General features: G+C 71.3%; 10 protein-coding genes. 5 read left to right on the top strand and 5 right to left on the bottom strand.

The genetic code is table 11. From position 1 onward, the window contains the following. Nucleotides 1–119: 119 nt before the first annotated feature. A complete protein-coding gene (guaB1, locus tag ACFVHK_RS04390; protein WP_376927773.1) occupies nt 120–1559 on the bottom strand; it encodes a GMP reductase in 1440 nt (479 codons plus the stop codon). A 209-nt stretch (nt 1560–1768) separates the two neighbouring features. On the opposite strand from guaB1, the gene ACFVHK_RS04385 reads away from it, so the two are divergent. Further along, the gene (locus tag ACFVHK_RS04385; RefSeq protein ID WP_376927772.1) at nt 1769–5596 is read left to right on the top strand and encodes a multifunctional oxoglutarate decarboxylase/oxoglutarate dehydrogenase thiamine pyrophosphate-binding subunit/dihydrolipoyllysine-residue succinyltransferase subunit; all 3828 of its coding nucleotides are present in this window, start codon (nt 1769–1771) and stop codon (nt 5594–5596) included. Between the two features lie 97 nt (nt 5597–5693). On the opposite strand, the gene ACFVHK_RS04380 is transcribed toward ACFVHK_RS04385, so the two are convergent. The 3 genes from ACFVHK_RS04380 to ACFVHK_RS04370 all read right to left on the bottom strand — a co-directional run bounded on the left by ACFVHK_RS04380 (nt 5694) and on the right by ACFVHK_RS04370 (nt 9005). Then, nucleotides 5694–8024 carry an MMPL family transporter gene (locus ACFVHK_RS04380; protein ID WP_376927771.1) on the bottom strand — a complete coding sequence of 777 codons (2331 nt, stop codon included), beginning with the start codon at nt 8022–8024 and terminating at the stop codon, nt 5694–5696. A gap of 79 nt (nt 8025–8103) precedes the next feature. Beyond that, entirely contained in the window at nt 8104–8361 is a 258-nt protein-coding gene (locus ACFVHK_RS04375; RefSeq protein ID WP_129233662.1) for a zf-HC2 domain-containing protein, read from the bottom strand. Next, nucleotides 8358–9005 carry a sigma-70 family RNA polymerase sigma factor gene (locus ACFVHK_RS04370; RefSeq protein WP_129233661.1) on the bottom strand — a complete coding sequence of 216 codons (648 nt, stop codon included), beginning with the start codon at nt 9003–9005 and terminating at the stop codon, nt 8358–8360. The genes ACFVHK_RS04375 and ACFVHK_RS04370 overlap by 4 nt, the downstream gene beginning before the upstream one ends. 107 nt (nt 9006–9112) lie before the next feature. Between ACFVHK_RS04370 and aroA the strand changes: the two genes are divergently transcribed. The 3 genes from aroA to bcp all read left to right on the top strand — a co-directional run bounded on the left by aroA (nt 9113) and on the right by bcp (nt 12097). Beyond that, nucleotides 9113–10483 (top strand): 3-phosphoshikimate 1-carboxyvinyltransferase, encoded by a 1371-nt coding sequence (gene aroA, locus ACFVHK_RS04365; protein ID WP_376927770.1) that lies wholly within the window; start codon nt 9113–9115, stop codon nt 10481–10483. After that, nucleotides 10480–11520 (top strand): ribosome small subunit-dependent GTPase A, encoded by a 1041-nt coding sequence (gene rsgA / locus ACFVHK_RS04360; protein WP_129233659.1) that lies wholly within the window; start codon nt 10480–10482, stop codon nt 11518–11520. Before aroA ends, rsgA begins: the two co-directional genes overlap by 4 nt. Before the next feature lie 100 nt (nt 11521–11620). Further along, nucleotides 11621–12097 carry a thioredoxin-dependent thiol peroxidase gene (gene bcp / locus ACFVHK_RS04355; RefSeq protein WP_376927769.1) on the top strand — a complete coding sequence of 159 codons (477 nt, stop codon included), beginning with the start codon at nt 11621–11623 and terminating at the stop codon, nt 12095–12097. An 81-nt stretch (nt 12098–12178) separates the two neighbouring features. On the opposite strand, the gene ACFVHK_RS04350 is transcribed toward bcp, so the two are convergent. Next, nucleotides 12179–12592 (bottom strand): hypothetical protein, encoded by a 414-nt coding sequence (locus ACFVHK_RS04350; protein WP_376927768.1) that lies wholly within the window; start codon nt 12590–12592, stop codon nt 12179–12181. A 196-nt stretch (nt 12593–12788) separates the two neighbouring features. On the opposite strand from ACFVHK_RS04350, the gene ACFVHK_RS04345 reads away from it, so the two are divergent. After that, nucleotides 12789–13037 carry a WhiB family transcriptional regulator gene (locus tag ACFVHK_RS04345; RefSeq protein ID WP_055859573.1) on the top strand — a complete coding sequence of 83 codons (249 nt, stop codon included), beginning with the start codon at nt 12789–12791 and terminating at the stop codon, nt 13035–13037. Nucleotides 13038–13166: the final 129 nt, after the last annotated feature.

Raw genomic sequence — 13166 nt, 5'->3', positions numbered from 1 at the left:
GGTCACGGGCGTGGGTCTATGGCAGGGCGAGGTCGCAGAGGGAGGGTCGTCCATGATCGAGCCAGTATATCGGCGGATGCGGGATGGTCCCCGAGCCGTAACGCCGCCGTCACACGCGCCTACCAGCTGACCGGGAGCGCCTTGCCCTCCTCGTATCCGGCGGCGGACTGGATGCCCACGAGCGCCCGCTCCCGGAACTCCGGCACGCTCCGCGCGCCCGCGTAGGTGAACGAGCTCCGCACGCCCGAGGTGATCATGTCGAGCAGGTCCTCGAGCGAGGGTCGCAGCGGATCGAGGTAGATCGCCGACGACGAGATGCCCTCCGCGAACAGTTCCTTGCGGGCGAGCTCGTACGGCGAGAGCCGGCCGAAGCGCTCCTTGACCGCCTTCGTCGAGGCCATCCCCCAGCTCTCCTTGAACACCCGGCCCTCGGCGTCGCGACGGAGCGTTCCCGGCGCCTCGATGGTGCCCGCGAACCAGGAGCCGATCATGACGGATGCCGCGCCCGCGGCCAGGGCGAGCGCGACGTCGCGCGGGTACCGCACGCCCCCGTCCGCCCAGACGGCCGCGCCGTGCTCGCGAGCGGCCTCGGAGGTCTCGAGCACCGCGGAGAACTGCGGCCGTCCGACGGCGGTCATCATGCGCGTCGTGCACATGGCGCCCGGGCCGACCCCGACCTTCAGCACGTCGGCGCCCGCCTCGACGAGATCGGCGACCGCGTCGGCCGTGACGATGTTCCCGGCGACGATCGGGATGCCGAGATCCGCGGCGCGGACGGTCCGGACGGCGCGGATCATGCCCTCCTGGTGGCCGTGCGCGGTGTCGACCACGAGCATGTCGACCCCCGCTGCCGCGAGCGCTCGCGCCTTGGCCTCGACGTCGCCGTTGATGCCGATCGCGGCCGCGACGCGGAGGCGGCCGGAGGCATCCGTGTTGGGCTCGGAGACCGTGCCACGCAGGGCGCTGCGGCGGCTCAGCGTGCCGATCACCCGCCCGTGCTCGAGGATCGGCGCGAAGTCGATGCCGGCGTCGACCATGAGGTCGAAGGCGCGCCGCGGGGTGTCGACGTCGTCGGCGTCGAGCGACGGGATGGCGCCGTGGACGAGGTCGCCGAGCCGGGCGTCGGGCAGCGCCGTCGCGAGGCGCGTGGCCGGGATGGTGCCGGCGTACCGGCCGTCCTCGTCGTGCAGCACGATGCCGTGGCCCTCGACCGGCGGGAGCACCTCGAGCGCGTCGTCCACGGTCCGGTCGGCCGAGAACGCGTGCGGCACGTCGAAGCGGGCGGGGCGCGACTTCACCCACCGGATCGCCTCGTCGAGCTCCTGCAGCGGGAGGTCCTGCGGCAGCACGCCGATCCCGCCGCGTCGGGCGAGCGTCGCCGCGAGGCGCGGGCCCGTCACCGAGTTCATGTTCGCCGAGACGATCGGGATGCTCGCGCCCGACCCGTCGTCCGGCGCGAGCGACACGTCGAGCCGGCTCGTCACGCCGGACCGGCTCGGCACCAGGAAGACGTCGGAGTACGTGAGGTCGTGCCGCGGCGTCGTGCGATAGAACTCCATGCCGACAGGCTATGCCTCGGAGGCGCGGGCGGCTCCCCGGCGGAATCCGCCCCGCCCGCGCTGGGAGGATGCTGCGATCCCCCTCGCGCATCCGCTGCACGGTGCCGAGCGCCGTCGGAAGGGGTTTAGGCTTGTCTGGGCGTTCCGCGTCGTGCTGCGCGCCACGCCAGAGGTGAGCATCCATCAATGGAGAGAGTGGGCGAGAGGCTGTGTCGAGCCAATTGACCGGGTCGGGATCCGACGAGACGACGTCGGCGATGTTCGGAGCCAACGAATGGCTCGTGGACGAGATGTACGAGCGGTTCCTCGCCGACCCCAGTTCGGTGGACGAGACCTGGCGCGAGGTGCTCGAGCACTACCGCCAGGTGCGCACCGGCGAGTCCGCCGCGACGCCCGCGACCGCTCCGGCGATGCCCGATGAGACCGCGCTGCACAGCGCTGCGAGCGAGCAGGCGGATGCCGCCCCGGCGACGCCTGCCGACCAGCCCGCCCCTTCCGCGACTCCGGCCGCCCCGACCTCCGAGGCCGCCGCCCCCGCCGACCAGCCCGCGGCATCCGCCCACGTGCCGGCCACCGCGCCGAACGCGGTCATCGGCCAGGCCCCCGCCGCACGCACCACCTCGGTCGCACCGCGCACGACCCCCGTCCCGGCCGACGTCCCGGTGACGAGCCCCCAGCAGAAGGCCGACGCCGGCGAGCGCGAGGACGAGGTCCTCCCGCTCAAGGGCCTGCCGAAGACCCTCGCGGCGAACATGGACGCCTCGCTCACCGTGCCCACCGCCACGAGCGTGCGCACGGTTCCCGCGAAGCTCATGATCGACAACCGCATCGTGATCAACAACCACCTCCGCCGCACCCGCGGCGGAAAGGTGTCCTTCACCCACCTCATCGGCTGGGCGCTCATCCAGGCGCTGAAGGACTTCCCGAGCCAGAACGTGTACTACTCCGAGGTCGACGGCAAGCCCTCCCTCGTGAAGCCCGCGCACATCGGCCTCGGCATCGCGATCGATCTCCCGAAGCCCGACGGCACCCGCGCGCTCCTCGTTCCCGCGATCAAGCGGGCCGAGACGATGACGTTCAACGAGTACCTCGGCGCATACGAGGACCTCGTCTCCCGGGCGCGCAAGAACAAGCTCACCGCCGACGACTTCAAGGGCGCGACGATCTCGCTCACGAACCCGGGCGGCATCGGCACGGTCCACTCCGTGCCGCGCCTGATGAAGGGCCAGGGCTGCATCATCGGCGCCGGCGCGCTCGAGTACCCGGCCGAGTTCCAGGGGGCCAGCGAGAAGACGCTCGCGAACCTCGCGATCGGCAAGACGATCACGCTCACGTCCACCTACGACCACCGGGTCATCCAGGGCGCCGGTTCGGGCGAGTTCCTGAAGAAGGTGCACGAGCTGCTCATCGGCGACCGCAACTTCTACCAGGACATCTTCGCGGCACTCCGCCTGCCGTACGAGCCGATCAAGTGGAACGCCGACATCTCGGTCGACATCGCGAGCGCGATCGACAAGACCGCCCGCGTGCAGGAACTCATCAACTCCTTCCGCGTCCGTGGCCACATGATGGCCGACATCGATCCGCTCGAGTACGTCCAGCGCTCGCACCCCGACCTCGACATCGAGAGCCACGGCCTGACCTTCTGGGACCTCGACCGGGAGTTCGTGACCGGCGGTTTCGGCGACAAGCGGACCGCGCTCCTCCGCGACATCCTCGGCGTCCTGCGGGACTCGTACTGCCGGACCATCGGCATCGAGTACATGCACATCCAGGACCCCGTGCAGCGCAGGTGGATCCAGCACCAGGTCGAGCGCAAGTACGAGAAGCCGACCCACGACGAGCAGATGCGCATCCTCGGCAAGCTCAACGAGGCCGAGGCGTTCGAGACGTTCCTGCAGACCAAGTACGTCGGCCAGAAGCGCTTCAGCCTCGAGGGCGGCGAGTCGATGATCGCGCTCCTCGACGAGGTGCTCCAGGGTGCGGCGAAGGAGGGCCTCGACGAGGTCGCCATCGGCATGGCCCACCGCGGCAGGCTGAACGTCCTCACCAACATCGCCGGGAAGACCTACGGCCAGGTCTTCCGCGAGTTCGAGGGCACGCAGGACTCCAAGTCCTTCTCCGGCTCGGGCGACGTGAAGTACCACCTCGGCACCGAGGGCACCTTCACCGCCGACGGCGGCCAGCAGGTCCCCGTCTCGCTCGCGGCGAACCCGTCGCACCTCGAGGCCGTCGACGGCGTGCTCGAGGGCATCGTCCGCGCCAAGCAGGACCGCAAGCCCGTCGGCACGTACTCGGTGCTCCCGATCCTCGTCCACGGCGACGCGGCGATGGCCGGCCAGGGCGTGGTGGTCGAGACCATGCAGATGTCGCAGCTGCGCGCGTACCGGACGGGCGGCACCATCCACCTCGTGGTCAACAACCAGGTCGGCTTCACCACCGTCCCGGGCGACGCGCGGTCGTCGATCTACTCGACCGATGTCGCGAAGGCCATCCAGGCGCCGATCTTCCACGTGAACGGCGACGACCCCGAGGCCGTGGTCCGCGTCGCGGAGCTCGCGTTCCGCTACCGCCAGGAGTTCAAGCGCGACGTGGTCATCGACCTCGTCTGCTACCGGCGTCGCGGGCACAACGAGGGCGACGACCCCTCGATGACGCAGCCGCTCATGTACAACCTCATCGAGGCCAAGCGCTCGGTCCGCAAGCTCTACACCGAGGCGCTCGTCGGTCGCGGCGACATCACCGAGGAGGAGTACGAGGAGGCGCACCGCGACTTCCAGGACCGCCTCGAGCGGGCCTTCGCGGAGACGCACGCGGCGCAGACCGGGTCGATCCCGATCGTCGGCGGCGAGGCGCACTCGGTGGAGCCGGTCTCCGGCGAGCTGGAGACGACCGGCGTGGCGACCGAGGTCGTGCACGCCATCGGAGACGCCTTCATCAACAAGCCCGAGGGCTTCACGGTCCACCCGAAGATCCAGCAGCTGCTGGCCAAGCGCCAGGACATGAGCCGCAACGGCAAGGTCGACTGGGGCTTCGGCGAGCTGCTCGCGCTGGGCTCGCTGCTGCTCGAGGGCACACCCGTCCGCCTCGTCGGCCAGGATGCGCGCCGTGGCACGTTCGTGCAGCGCCACGCGGTGCTCCACGACCGCGTGAACGGCCAGGAGTGGCTGCCGCTGCAGTACCTCGGCGACCAGCAGGCCCGCTTCTGGATCTACGACTCGCTGCTCAGCGAGTACGCGGCGATGGGCTTCGAGTACGGCTACTCCGTCGAGCGGGCCGACGCGCTCGTGATGTGGGAGGCGCAGTTCGGCGACTTCGCCAACGGTGCGCAGACCATCATCGACGAGTTCATCTCGTCGGCCGAGCAGAAGTGGGGCCAGCGCTCGAGCGTCGTCCTGCTGCTCCCCCACGGCTACGAGGGCCAGGGTCCCGACCACTCCAGCGCGCGCATCGAGCGCTACCTGCAGATGTGCGCCGAGGACAACATGACCGTCGCCCGGCCGTCGACGCCCGCGTCGTACTTCCACCTGCTCCGCCGCCAGGCCTACCAGCGCCCGCGCCGACCGCTCGTCGTGTTCACCCCGAAGGCGATGCTCCGCCTCCGCGGCGCGACCAGCGAGGTCGAGGACTTCACGCAGGGCCGCTTCGAGCCCGTGATCGACGACGCGCGGATCAGCGACAAGTCCGCCGTCAAGCGGGTCGTCTTCATGGCCGGCAAGCTGTACTACGACCTCCTCGCCGAGCTCGAGAAGAACCCGAACCCCGAGGTCGCGCTCGTGCGCCTGGAGCAGTACTACCCGCTGCCCGCCGCCGAGCTGAAGGCCGTCGCCGACGGCTACCCGGACGCCGAACTGGTGTGGGCGCAGGATGAGCCCGAGAACCAGGGCGCGTGGCCGTTCTTCATCATCGAGACGAACAAGCTCGGTCCTCGCGAGGTCCGCCTCGTGGCGCGCACCGCGGCGGCGTCGCCCGCGACCGGGTCCGCGAAGCGGCACTCGGCCGAGCAGGCCGACCTGATCAAGCGAGCGCTCTACTAGACCGCGCCGAACGCGAAGAGCGGATGCCTCCCCGGAGGCATCCGCTCTTCTCGTTCGCCCGGCCGACCCGGCCGGAGCCGGACCGGCCGCAGCCGGATCAGCCGGTCTCGACCGGGACGCGGTCGGTCCGCTCGGTCTCCTCCGTCGTACCGACCCCGTCGGCCGCCGCGGCATCCGTCGGCGCCGCGTGGGCGCCGTGCCGGCGTTCCTCGCGTGCCAGGCGGCTCGGCCACCAGATGGCCCGCCCGATGTCGTACGACGCGGCGGGTACGAGCAGCGTGCGCACCAGGAATGTGTCGAGCAGCACGCCGAAGGCGACGATGAACGAGATCTGGGCGAGGAAGAGGATCGGCAGCACGCCGAGCGCGGCGAAGGTCGCGGCGAGCACGAGGCCGGCCGAGGTGATCACGCCGCCCGTCAGCCGGAGCCCCCTCAGGATGCCCTCGCGCGTGCCGTGCTTGGCGGCCTCCTCGCGCACGCGGGTCATCAGGAAGATGTTGTAGTCGACGCCGAGGGCGACCAGGAACACGAATCCGAACAGCGGCACCGACGGATCGGCGCCGGAGAAGCCGAAGACGAACTCGAACACGAGCGCCGACACGCCGAGGGCGGCCGCGAACGAGACCACGACGCTCGCGATCAGGATGAGCGGCGCGACGACCGCCCGCAGCAGCAGCATCAGGATCGCGAGGATCGCGAGCAGCACCAGCGGGATGATGAGTCGCTGATCGGCGATCGCGGCCTCGTTCGTGTCGAGCGCGACGGCGGTCGGGCCGCCGACGAGGACGTCCTCGCCCACCTCGTCGAGGCCGTCGCGGAGGTCGATCACCGTGGCCTCCGCCTCGGCCGAGTCGGCGGGGTCGTCGAGCGTTGCCTGCAGGAGCACCGCGCCGTCGACCACGGTCGGGTCGGGTGCGGGGGTTCCCGGCGGCCCGAACGCCTGGATGCCCGCATCGGTCACGGGCGCGCTGCCGGCCGGCGAGTCGGCCGAGAGCACGGCGACGGATGCCACGCCCGCCGTGCCGAGCGCGATGTCGGCCATCTCCTGGAGGTCCTCCTCGGGTCCGATGATGACCGCCGGGGTGCCGGAGCCGCCCGGGAAGTGCTCGCTGACGAGTTCCTGTCCGTCGCGCGCCTGCGATTCGCCGAGGACGAACTCGCTCGACGGCACGCCGTCGGCGTCGAGCCGGACGAGCCCCAGTGCCATGACGCCGAGGAGGACCGTCGAGAGGATCCACACCGTGCGGGGTCGTCGCGACACGAGGTGCCCCACGGCTCCCCAGAGGCCGCGCTCCGCGGACTCCTCGGCATCGGCCGGTGCCGCGTGCCTGCCGTGCTCCGCATCGGGGGCGGTCGCCTCGGCCCGGGCGATGCGCCGCGGCCAGAAGGCGACCCGGCCGGCCCAGAGGAGCAGGGCGGGCAGGAGCGTGAGTGCGGCGAGCAAGGCGAACACGATGCCGATCGCCGCGACGGGTCCCAGGATCTTGTTGGAGTTCAGTTCGGAGGCCAGCAGGATGAGCAGGCCGACGATGACGGTGCCCGCCGAGGCCGCGATCGGCTCCCACGCGCCCTTCAGCGCCGCCCACGTGGCATCCCACTTCGTCTCGTGCTGCGCGAGCGCCTCACGGTAGCGGGCGATGTACAGCAGGGCGTAGTCGGTCGCCGCGCCGATCACGAGGATGAAGAGGATCCCCTGGGTCTGGCCGGACAGCAGCAGCAGGTCGGCCTTCGCGAGCTGCACGACGGTGAACACCGAGGCCGTCAGCGCGGTCACGCTCGTGAAGAGGACGATGATCGGCAGGAGCGGAGAGCGGTAGACGATCACGAGGATCACGAGGACCGCGAGGAGCGCGACGGCCAGGAGCAGGCCGTCGATGCCCGAGAACGCCGCCGCGAGGTCGGCCGTGAAGCCCGCCGGGCCGGTGACGGCCGCCGTCGTGCCCTCGATCGGCGACTCCGCCAGCAGTTCGCGCACGGACTCGACGGTGGCGCCGGAACCCTCCTCGCCCTCGCCGGGCGCGATCGACGCCACGAACTGCGCAGCCTCCCCGTCGTCCGACGGGATCACCGGCGACGTCTCGTCCCGGACGACGCCCTCGACGTCGAGGACGTCGTCGCGGAGCGCGTCGATGTCGGCGAGCTGGGATGACGACAGGTCGGATCCGTCGTCGGACGCGACGATCACGATCGCCGGCACGTTCTCGGAGTCGCGGAACCCGTCCTGCAGCTCGTTCACCTCCGTCGCCTCCGCCGACGCGGGCAGGAACGACGCCTGGTCGTTCTGCTGCACGTCGGAGAGGCCGCCGAACGCGGCGCCTCCGGCGCCGAACAGGGCGAACCAGACGAGGATCAGGACGGCGGGGATCAGGACCCGAAGCCAGACGGGGACGCGACCCCCCGGACGTTTCGCGACGGCATGCTCGTTCATCGTGCTCGACGCTACGGAACGGCCGCCTCCCCGCGCGTCCATCGAAAGTTCGGAACCCGGCTCGGCCGGGCGCGCGGGCTCAGTCGGCCAGGACGCCGTGTCCGGACTGGACCGCCCGGATGCGGGTCAGCACGACCGCGCGCAGTTCCTCGGGCGCACTCTCGCGGCACGCCCGCTGCACGACCTCGGTGATCGCCACGCCGACGCGCAGTTCGCTCCGGCAGTCCTCGCAGTTCGCCACGTGCTCTCGGATGTCGGCGGCATCCTCGCTGCACAGCTCGTTGTGCAGGTACTCCTCGAGCTCGGCCTTCGCCTTGTCGCAGCCGCAGTCGGTCATCTCGTGCTCCTGGTGGATCGGGCCGCCGGCTGCGTCGCGGCGAATCCGCGCTCGCTGGCGTAGTCGGCGAGGGACTCGCGGAGCATCCGCCTGCCACGGTGCAGGCGACTCATCACGGTCCCGATCGGGGTGTTCATCATGTCGGCGATCTCCTGGTAGGAGAATCCCTCGACGTCGGCGAAGTAGACGGCCAGTCGGAAGTCCTCGGGGAGCGCCTGCAGGGCGTCCTTCACGGCGGAGTCGGGCAGGTGGTCGATCGCCTCGGCCTCCGCCGAGCGGCTCGACGCCGCCGTGGTCGACTCGGCCCCGCCGAGCTGCCAGTCCTCGAGGTCGTCGATCGTGCCCTGGTAGGGCTCGCGCTGCTTCTTCCGGTAGGTGTTGATGAAGGTGTTCGTGAGGATGCGGTACAGCCACGCCTTCAGGTTCGTCCCCTGCTTGAACGAGGCGAAGGCGGCGTACGCCTTCACGAACGTCTCCTGGACGAGGTCCTGCGCGTCGGCGGGGTTCTTCGTCATGCGCAGGGCGGCCGCGTACAGCTGGTCGATGAACGGCAGCGCCTGCTCCTCGAACAGCGCGCCGAGGTCGCGCGTCTCATCGTCGGGCCGGGTCGCCTCGGCCGGGGTCGCAGTGTCGTCGGCGCTCATCAGGGGCCATCCTAGATCGTGGGTCTCCGAGGCGACTGGGCGATCGAGTACCGCGAGTGACACGCACCGACTCCTTCCTGCTCACCGGACGCTACTGTTGGTAACCGATGCAGATATCGAGGTATTCCGCGCCGGAGTTCGATCCGTACGGCGACAACCGCCAGACCGAGACGGATGACGGGTGGCGCGCGCCCGTGGCATCCGCCCCGCTCTCGGCGACGCTCTCGCTTCCCGGATCGAAGTCGCTCACGAACCGCGAACTGGTCCTGGCGGCCCTCGCCGACGGGCCGTCGACGCTCCGCGCGCCGCTCTGGTCGCGCGACAGCGAGCTCATGGTCGAGGGGCTGCGCTCCCTCGGCGTCGGGTTCGAGCGGATGGCGGGCGCCGGCGGGTTCGGCGACGACCTCCGCGTGACGCCCGCCGACGAGCTGTTCGGTTCGACCACCATCGACTGCGGCCTCGCGGGGACGGTCATGCGGTTCCTGCCGCCCGTGGCGGCGCTCGCACTCGGACCGACGACGTTCGACGGCGACGCCGCCGCCTACCGTCGTCCGATGCGGGGCGTCATCGAGGGACTGCGCGGCATCGGCGTCGACCTCGACGACGACGGCCGCTGGGCGCTGCCGTTCACGGTGCACGGCACCGGCCGGGTCGAGGGCGGCGAACTCACGATCGACGCGTCGGCATCGAGCCAGTTCGTCTCCGGCCTGCTGCTGTCGGCGGCGCGGTTCGAGCGCGGGCTCGACCTCGAGCACGCCGGCGAACGGCTGCCGAGCGTGCCGCACATCGAGATGACGATCGACACGCTCGCGCGTCGCGGGGTCGAGGTCGAACAGCCCTCGGTCGGCCGCTGGCGGGTGGCACCCGGGCCGATCGCGGCGCGCGACGTCGACATCGAGCCCGACCTCTCCAACGCCGCGCCGTTCCTCGTCGCCGCGCTGGTCGCCGGCGGCTCCGTGACCGTCACGGGCTGGCCCGCCGAGACGACCCAGGTCGGCGCGCAGCTCGCCGACCTGCTGCCGAGGTTCGGCGCGCGCGTCGAACGGGAGGGCGACCGGCTCACCGTGCACGCGCCGCAGTCGCACGACGGCCGCGGCCGCGGCATCCGCGGCGTCGAGCTCGACCTGTCCGAGGCCGGCGAGCTCGTCCCGAACCTCGTCGCCCTCGCGGCCTTCGCCGACGAGCCGAGCACCATCACGGGCATCGGCCACATCCGCCACCACGAGACCGACCGACTCGCCGGACTCGCGGCCGAGCTGAACGGCCTCGGCGGACGGGTCACCGAACTCGACGACGGCCTGCGCATCGAGCCGGCGCCGCTGCACGGCGGCGAGTGGAAGGCGTACGAGGACCACCGCATGGCGACCACCGGGGCCATCGTCGGCCTCGCCGTCGACGGCGTCGTCGTCGACGACATCGGCTCGACGTCGAAGACGCTGCCGCAGTTCACCGAGCTCTGGGGGCGGATGCTCGGATGAGCTGGTGGGACACGGACGACGAGGCCGAGGAGTACGAGGAGTACGACGAGGCCGACGTCCGGGTCCGCCCGAGCCGGCGCGGAAGCCGCCCCCGCACCAAGGTGCGCCCCGAGCACGCCGACGCCGAGACGGGATTCGTGCTCGGCGTCGACCGGGGTCGCTACACCCTCCTCGTCGACGGGGGGACCGACGACGAGCGCGAGATCACCGCGGCGCGGGCGAGCGAGCTCCGACGCAAGTCCGTGGTGACCGGCGACCGGGTCGACCTCGTCGGCGACACGTCGGGAGACGAGGGCACGCTCGCCCGGATCGTCCGCGTCCAGGAGCGCACGACCCTCCTCCGACGCAGCGCCGACGACACCGACGCGGTCGAGCGGGTGATCGTCGCGAACGCCGACCAGATGCTCATCGTCATCGCCGCGGCGAACCCCGAGCCGCGCGTCCGGCTCGTCGACCGCTACCTCGTCGCCGCGTTCGACGCGGGCATCGCGCCGCTCGTGTGCGTGACGAAGACCGATCTCGCGGACCCGGGACCCTTCCTCGCCAACTTCGCCGGGCTGGACCTCCCCGTCTTCCTCAGTCGCACCGACGCCATGCCGCTCGAGGAGATCTCCGAGCGGCTCGTCGGACACCGCACGGTGTTCGTCGGCCACTCGGGCGTCGGCAAGTCGACCCTCGTGAACGCGCTCGTACCGGACGCCAACCGTGCGACGGGTCGCGTGAACGTCGTGACGGGTCGCGGGCGGCACACGTCCTCGTCGACGGTGTCGCTGCGCCTCGACCACGACGGCCGCACCGGCTGGGTCATCGACACGCCGGGCGTGCGCTCGTTCGGGCTCGGGCACGTCGACCCCGCCAACATCCTCGGCGCGTTCGCCGACCTGGCCCGCATCGCCGAGGACTGCCCGCGCGGGTGCACCCACCTGCCCGACTCCCCCGACTGCGCCATGATCGAGGCGGTCGAGGCCGGCGAGCTCGGCGAGACCGGGCGCGTGCGGCTCGACTCGCTCCAGCGACTGCTCACGACCTTCGCCTGACGCAGCCGTCCGCCGGGCGCGCGCGGCGGATGCCCGGCGACGACGTCCCGCCTGATCCCGCGCGGCACGCGGCATCCGTCGCCCTGCCTACGATTGAGGCATGACCGACCTCCGACTCGCCGCCGGCGACCTCGCGCCCGACTTCACGCTCCCCGACCAGGACGGCTCGCCCGTCACGCTCAGCTCGCTCCGCGGGCAGCGGGTCGTGCTCTACTTCTACCCCGCGGCCATGACGCCCGGCTGCACGACCGAGGCGTGCGACTTCCGCGACAGCCTCAACTCGTTCGCCGGCGCCGGGGTGCGCGTGGTCGGCGTCTCGAAGGACGACGTGCCGAAGCTCAAGGAGTTCGCCGAGCGCGACGGCCTGAACTTCCCCCTGCTCTCCGACACCGACCTTGCGGTGCAGCAGGCGTACGGCGCCTGGGGCGAGAAGCAGCTGTACGGCAAGACGGTGACGGGCTCCATCCGCTCGACCTTCCTCATCGACGAGGAGGGCCGGATCGCGAAGCCGATGTACAACGTGAAGGCGACCGGGCACGTCGCCCGGATCCGCAAGGAGCTCGGCCTCGACGGCTGAGCCCGCCGCCTCCCGCACCCGACGGGCGGTCGTCGCACGATGCGAAGGCCGCCCGTCGGCGTCTCCGCGCGCGCTCCCGGCTCACGCGGCCGGAGCGTCCTCGGGTCGTGCGTACAGGTCGCGCACGGGCGGCCAGAGCAGCAGCCCGATCACGGTGATCGCCGGAACGAGCAGCACCCAGCCCACGTCGGGTCGCGCGAACAGGCCCTGGAACGCGCCGACGGCGATCGAGAGCTGGAGCACCTGCCAGACGATCGCGGCCGCGCGCGACCATGGCACACGGCGCACGGATGCCACCGCGATCGCCGTCACCCAGGCGGCGGCGATCGCGACCACCACCACGAGCGCGACGGCGGTCGCGAACGACGACGGCTGCAGCACGAGGAGGTCGACCACGAGCCACGCGAGGACCGCCAGGAGTGCTCCGGCCTCGGCGAAGAGCAGTGCGACGACGGTCACGAAGGCGGCCCGGACGCCGCTCGCATTCACAGACATCTCCCGAAGAGCACTCTTGATTCGCTTCTCTCGCTATGCGACCATTTATGAGGCCGAATTGATGCTCACAGGGACGTGAGCCGATCGCTTCCCACGATCCTACTTCCCGAGATTCGGCTTTCCCCCTGCAGCACCGCCGGTTCCCGGCTGCGCACGCGTGCGTCCGCTGCGAACCGATGAAACAAGGAGCATCTACATGGATTGGCGCGACAAAGCCGCCTGCCTCACGGCCGACCCGGAACTCTTCTTCCCCGTCGGCAACACCGGTCCGGCTGTCGACCAGATCGAGAAGGCCAAGGCCGTCTGCGCCCGATGCACCGTCACCGAGATCTGCCTGCAGTACGCCCTCGAGACCGGTCAGGACTCGGGCGTCTGGGGCGGTCTGAGCGAGGATGAGCGCCGCGCCCTGAAGCGCCGCGCAGCTCGCGCCCGTCGCGCCGGCTGAGAACCGGCGCGCACCGCGCGTCCTGGCTCCGACGACCCGAGGTCGTCCCCGACGGAGCCGAACCCCCGCAGGTCGCGCACCTCCCCGCAGCACCCGGACCGGACGGCACCCGCGATCGCGCGGGTGCCG

This window comes from Agromyces binzhouensis (assembly GCF_042672355.1).
In the GTDB taxonomy this organism is placed as follows: domain Bacteria; phylum Actinomycetota; class Actinomycetes; order Actinomycetales; family Microbacteriaceae; genus Agromyces; species Agromyces binzhouensis.
This window is presented reverse-complemented; position numbering and strand designations above follow the sequence as displayed.

Bases quoted from the DNA above. Each gene is read 5' to 3' on its own strand.
- ACFVHK_RS04370 (WP_129233661.1), bottom strand. From the start codon at position 9,005: ATGAGCGCCGACGACACTGCGACCCCGGCCGAGGCGACCCGGCCCGAC.
- ACFVHK_RS04380 (WP_376927771.1), bottom strand. From the start codon at position 8,024: ATGAACGAGCATGCCGTCGCGAAACGTCCGGGGGGTCGCGTCCCCGTC.
- bcp (WP_376927769.1), top strand. From the start codon at position 11,621: ATGACCGACCTCCGACTCGCCGCCGGCGACCTCGCGCCCGACTTCACG.
- ACFVHK_RS04375 (WP_129233662.1), bottom strand. From the start codon at position 8,361: ATGACCGACTGCGGCTGCGACAAGGCGAAGGCCGAGCTCGAGGAGTAC.
- aroA (WP_376927770.1), top strand. From the start codon at position 9,113: ATGCAGATATCGAGGTATTCCGCGCCGGAGTTCGATCCGTACGGCGAC.
- ACFVHK_RS04345 (WP_055859573.1), top strand. From the start codon at position 12,789: ATGGATTGGCGCGACAAAGCCGCCTGCCTCACGGCCGACCCGGAACTC.
- ACFVHK_RS04350 (WP_376927768.1), bottom strand. From the start codon at position 12,592: ATGTCTGTGAATGCGAGCGGCGTCCGGGCCGCCTTCGTGACCGTCGTC.
- rsgA (WP_129233659.1), top strand. From the start codon at position 10,480: ATGAGCTGGTGGGACACGGACGACGAGGCCGAGGAGTACGAGGAGTAC.
- guaB1 (WP_376927773.1), bottom strand. From the start codon at position 1,559: ATGGAGTTCTATCGCACGACGCCGCGGCACGACCTCACGTACTCCGAC.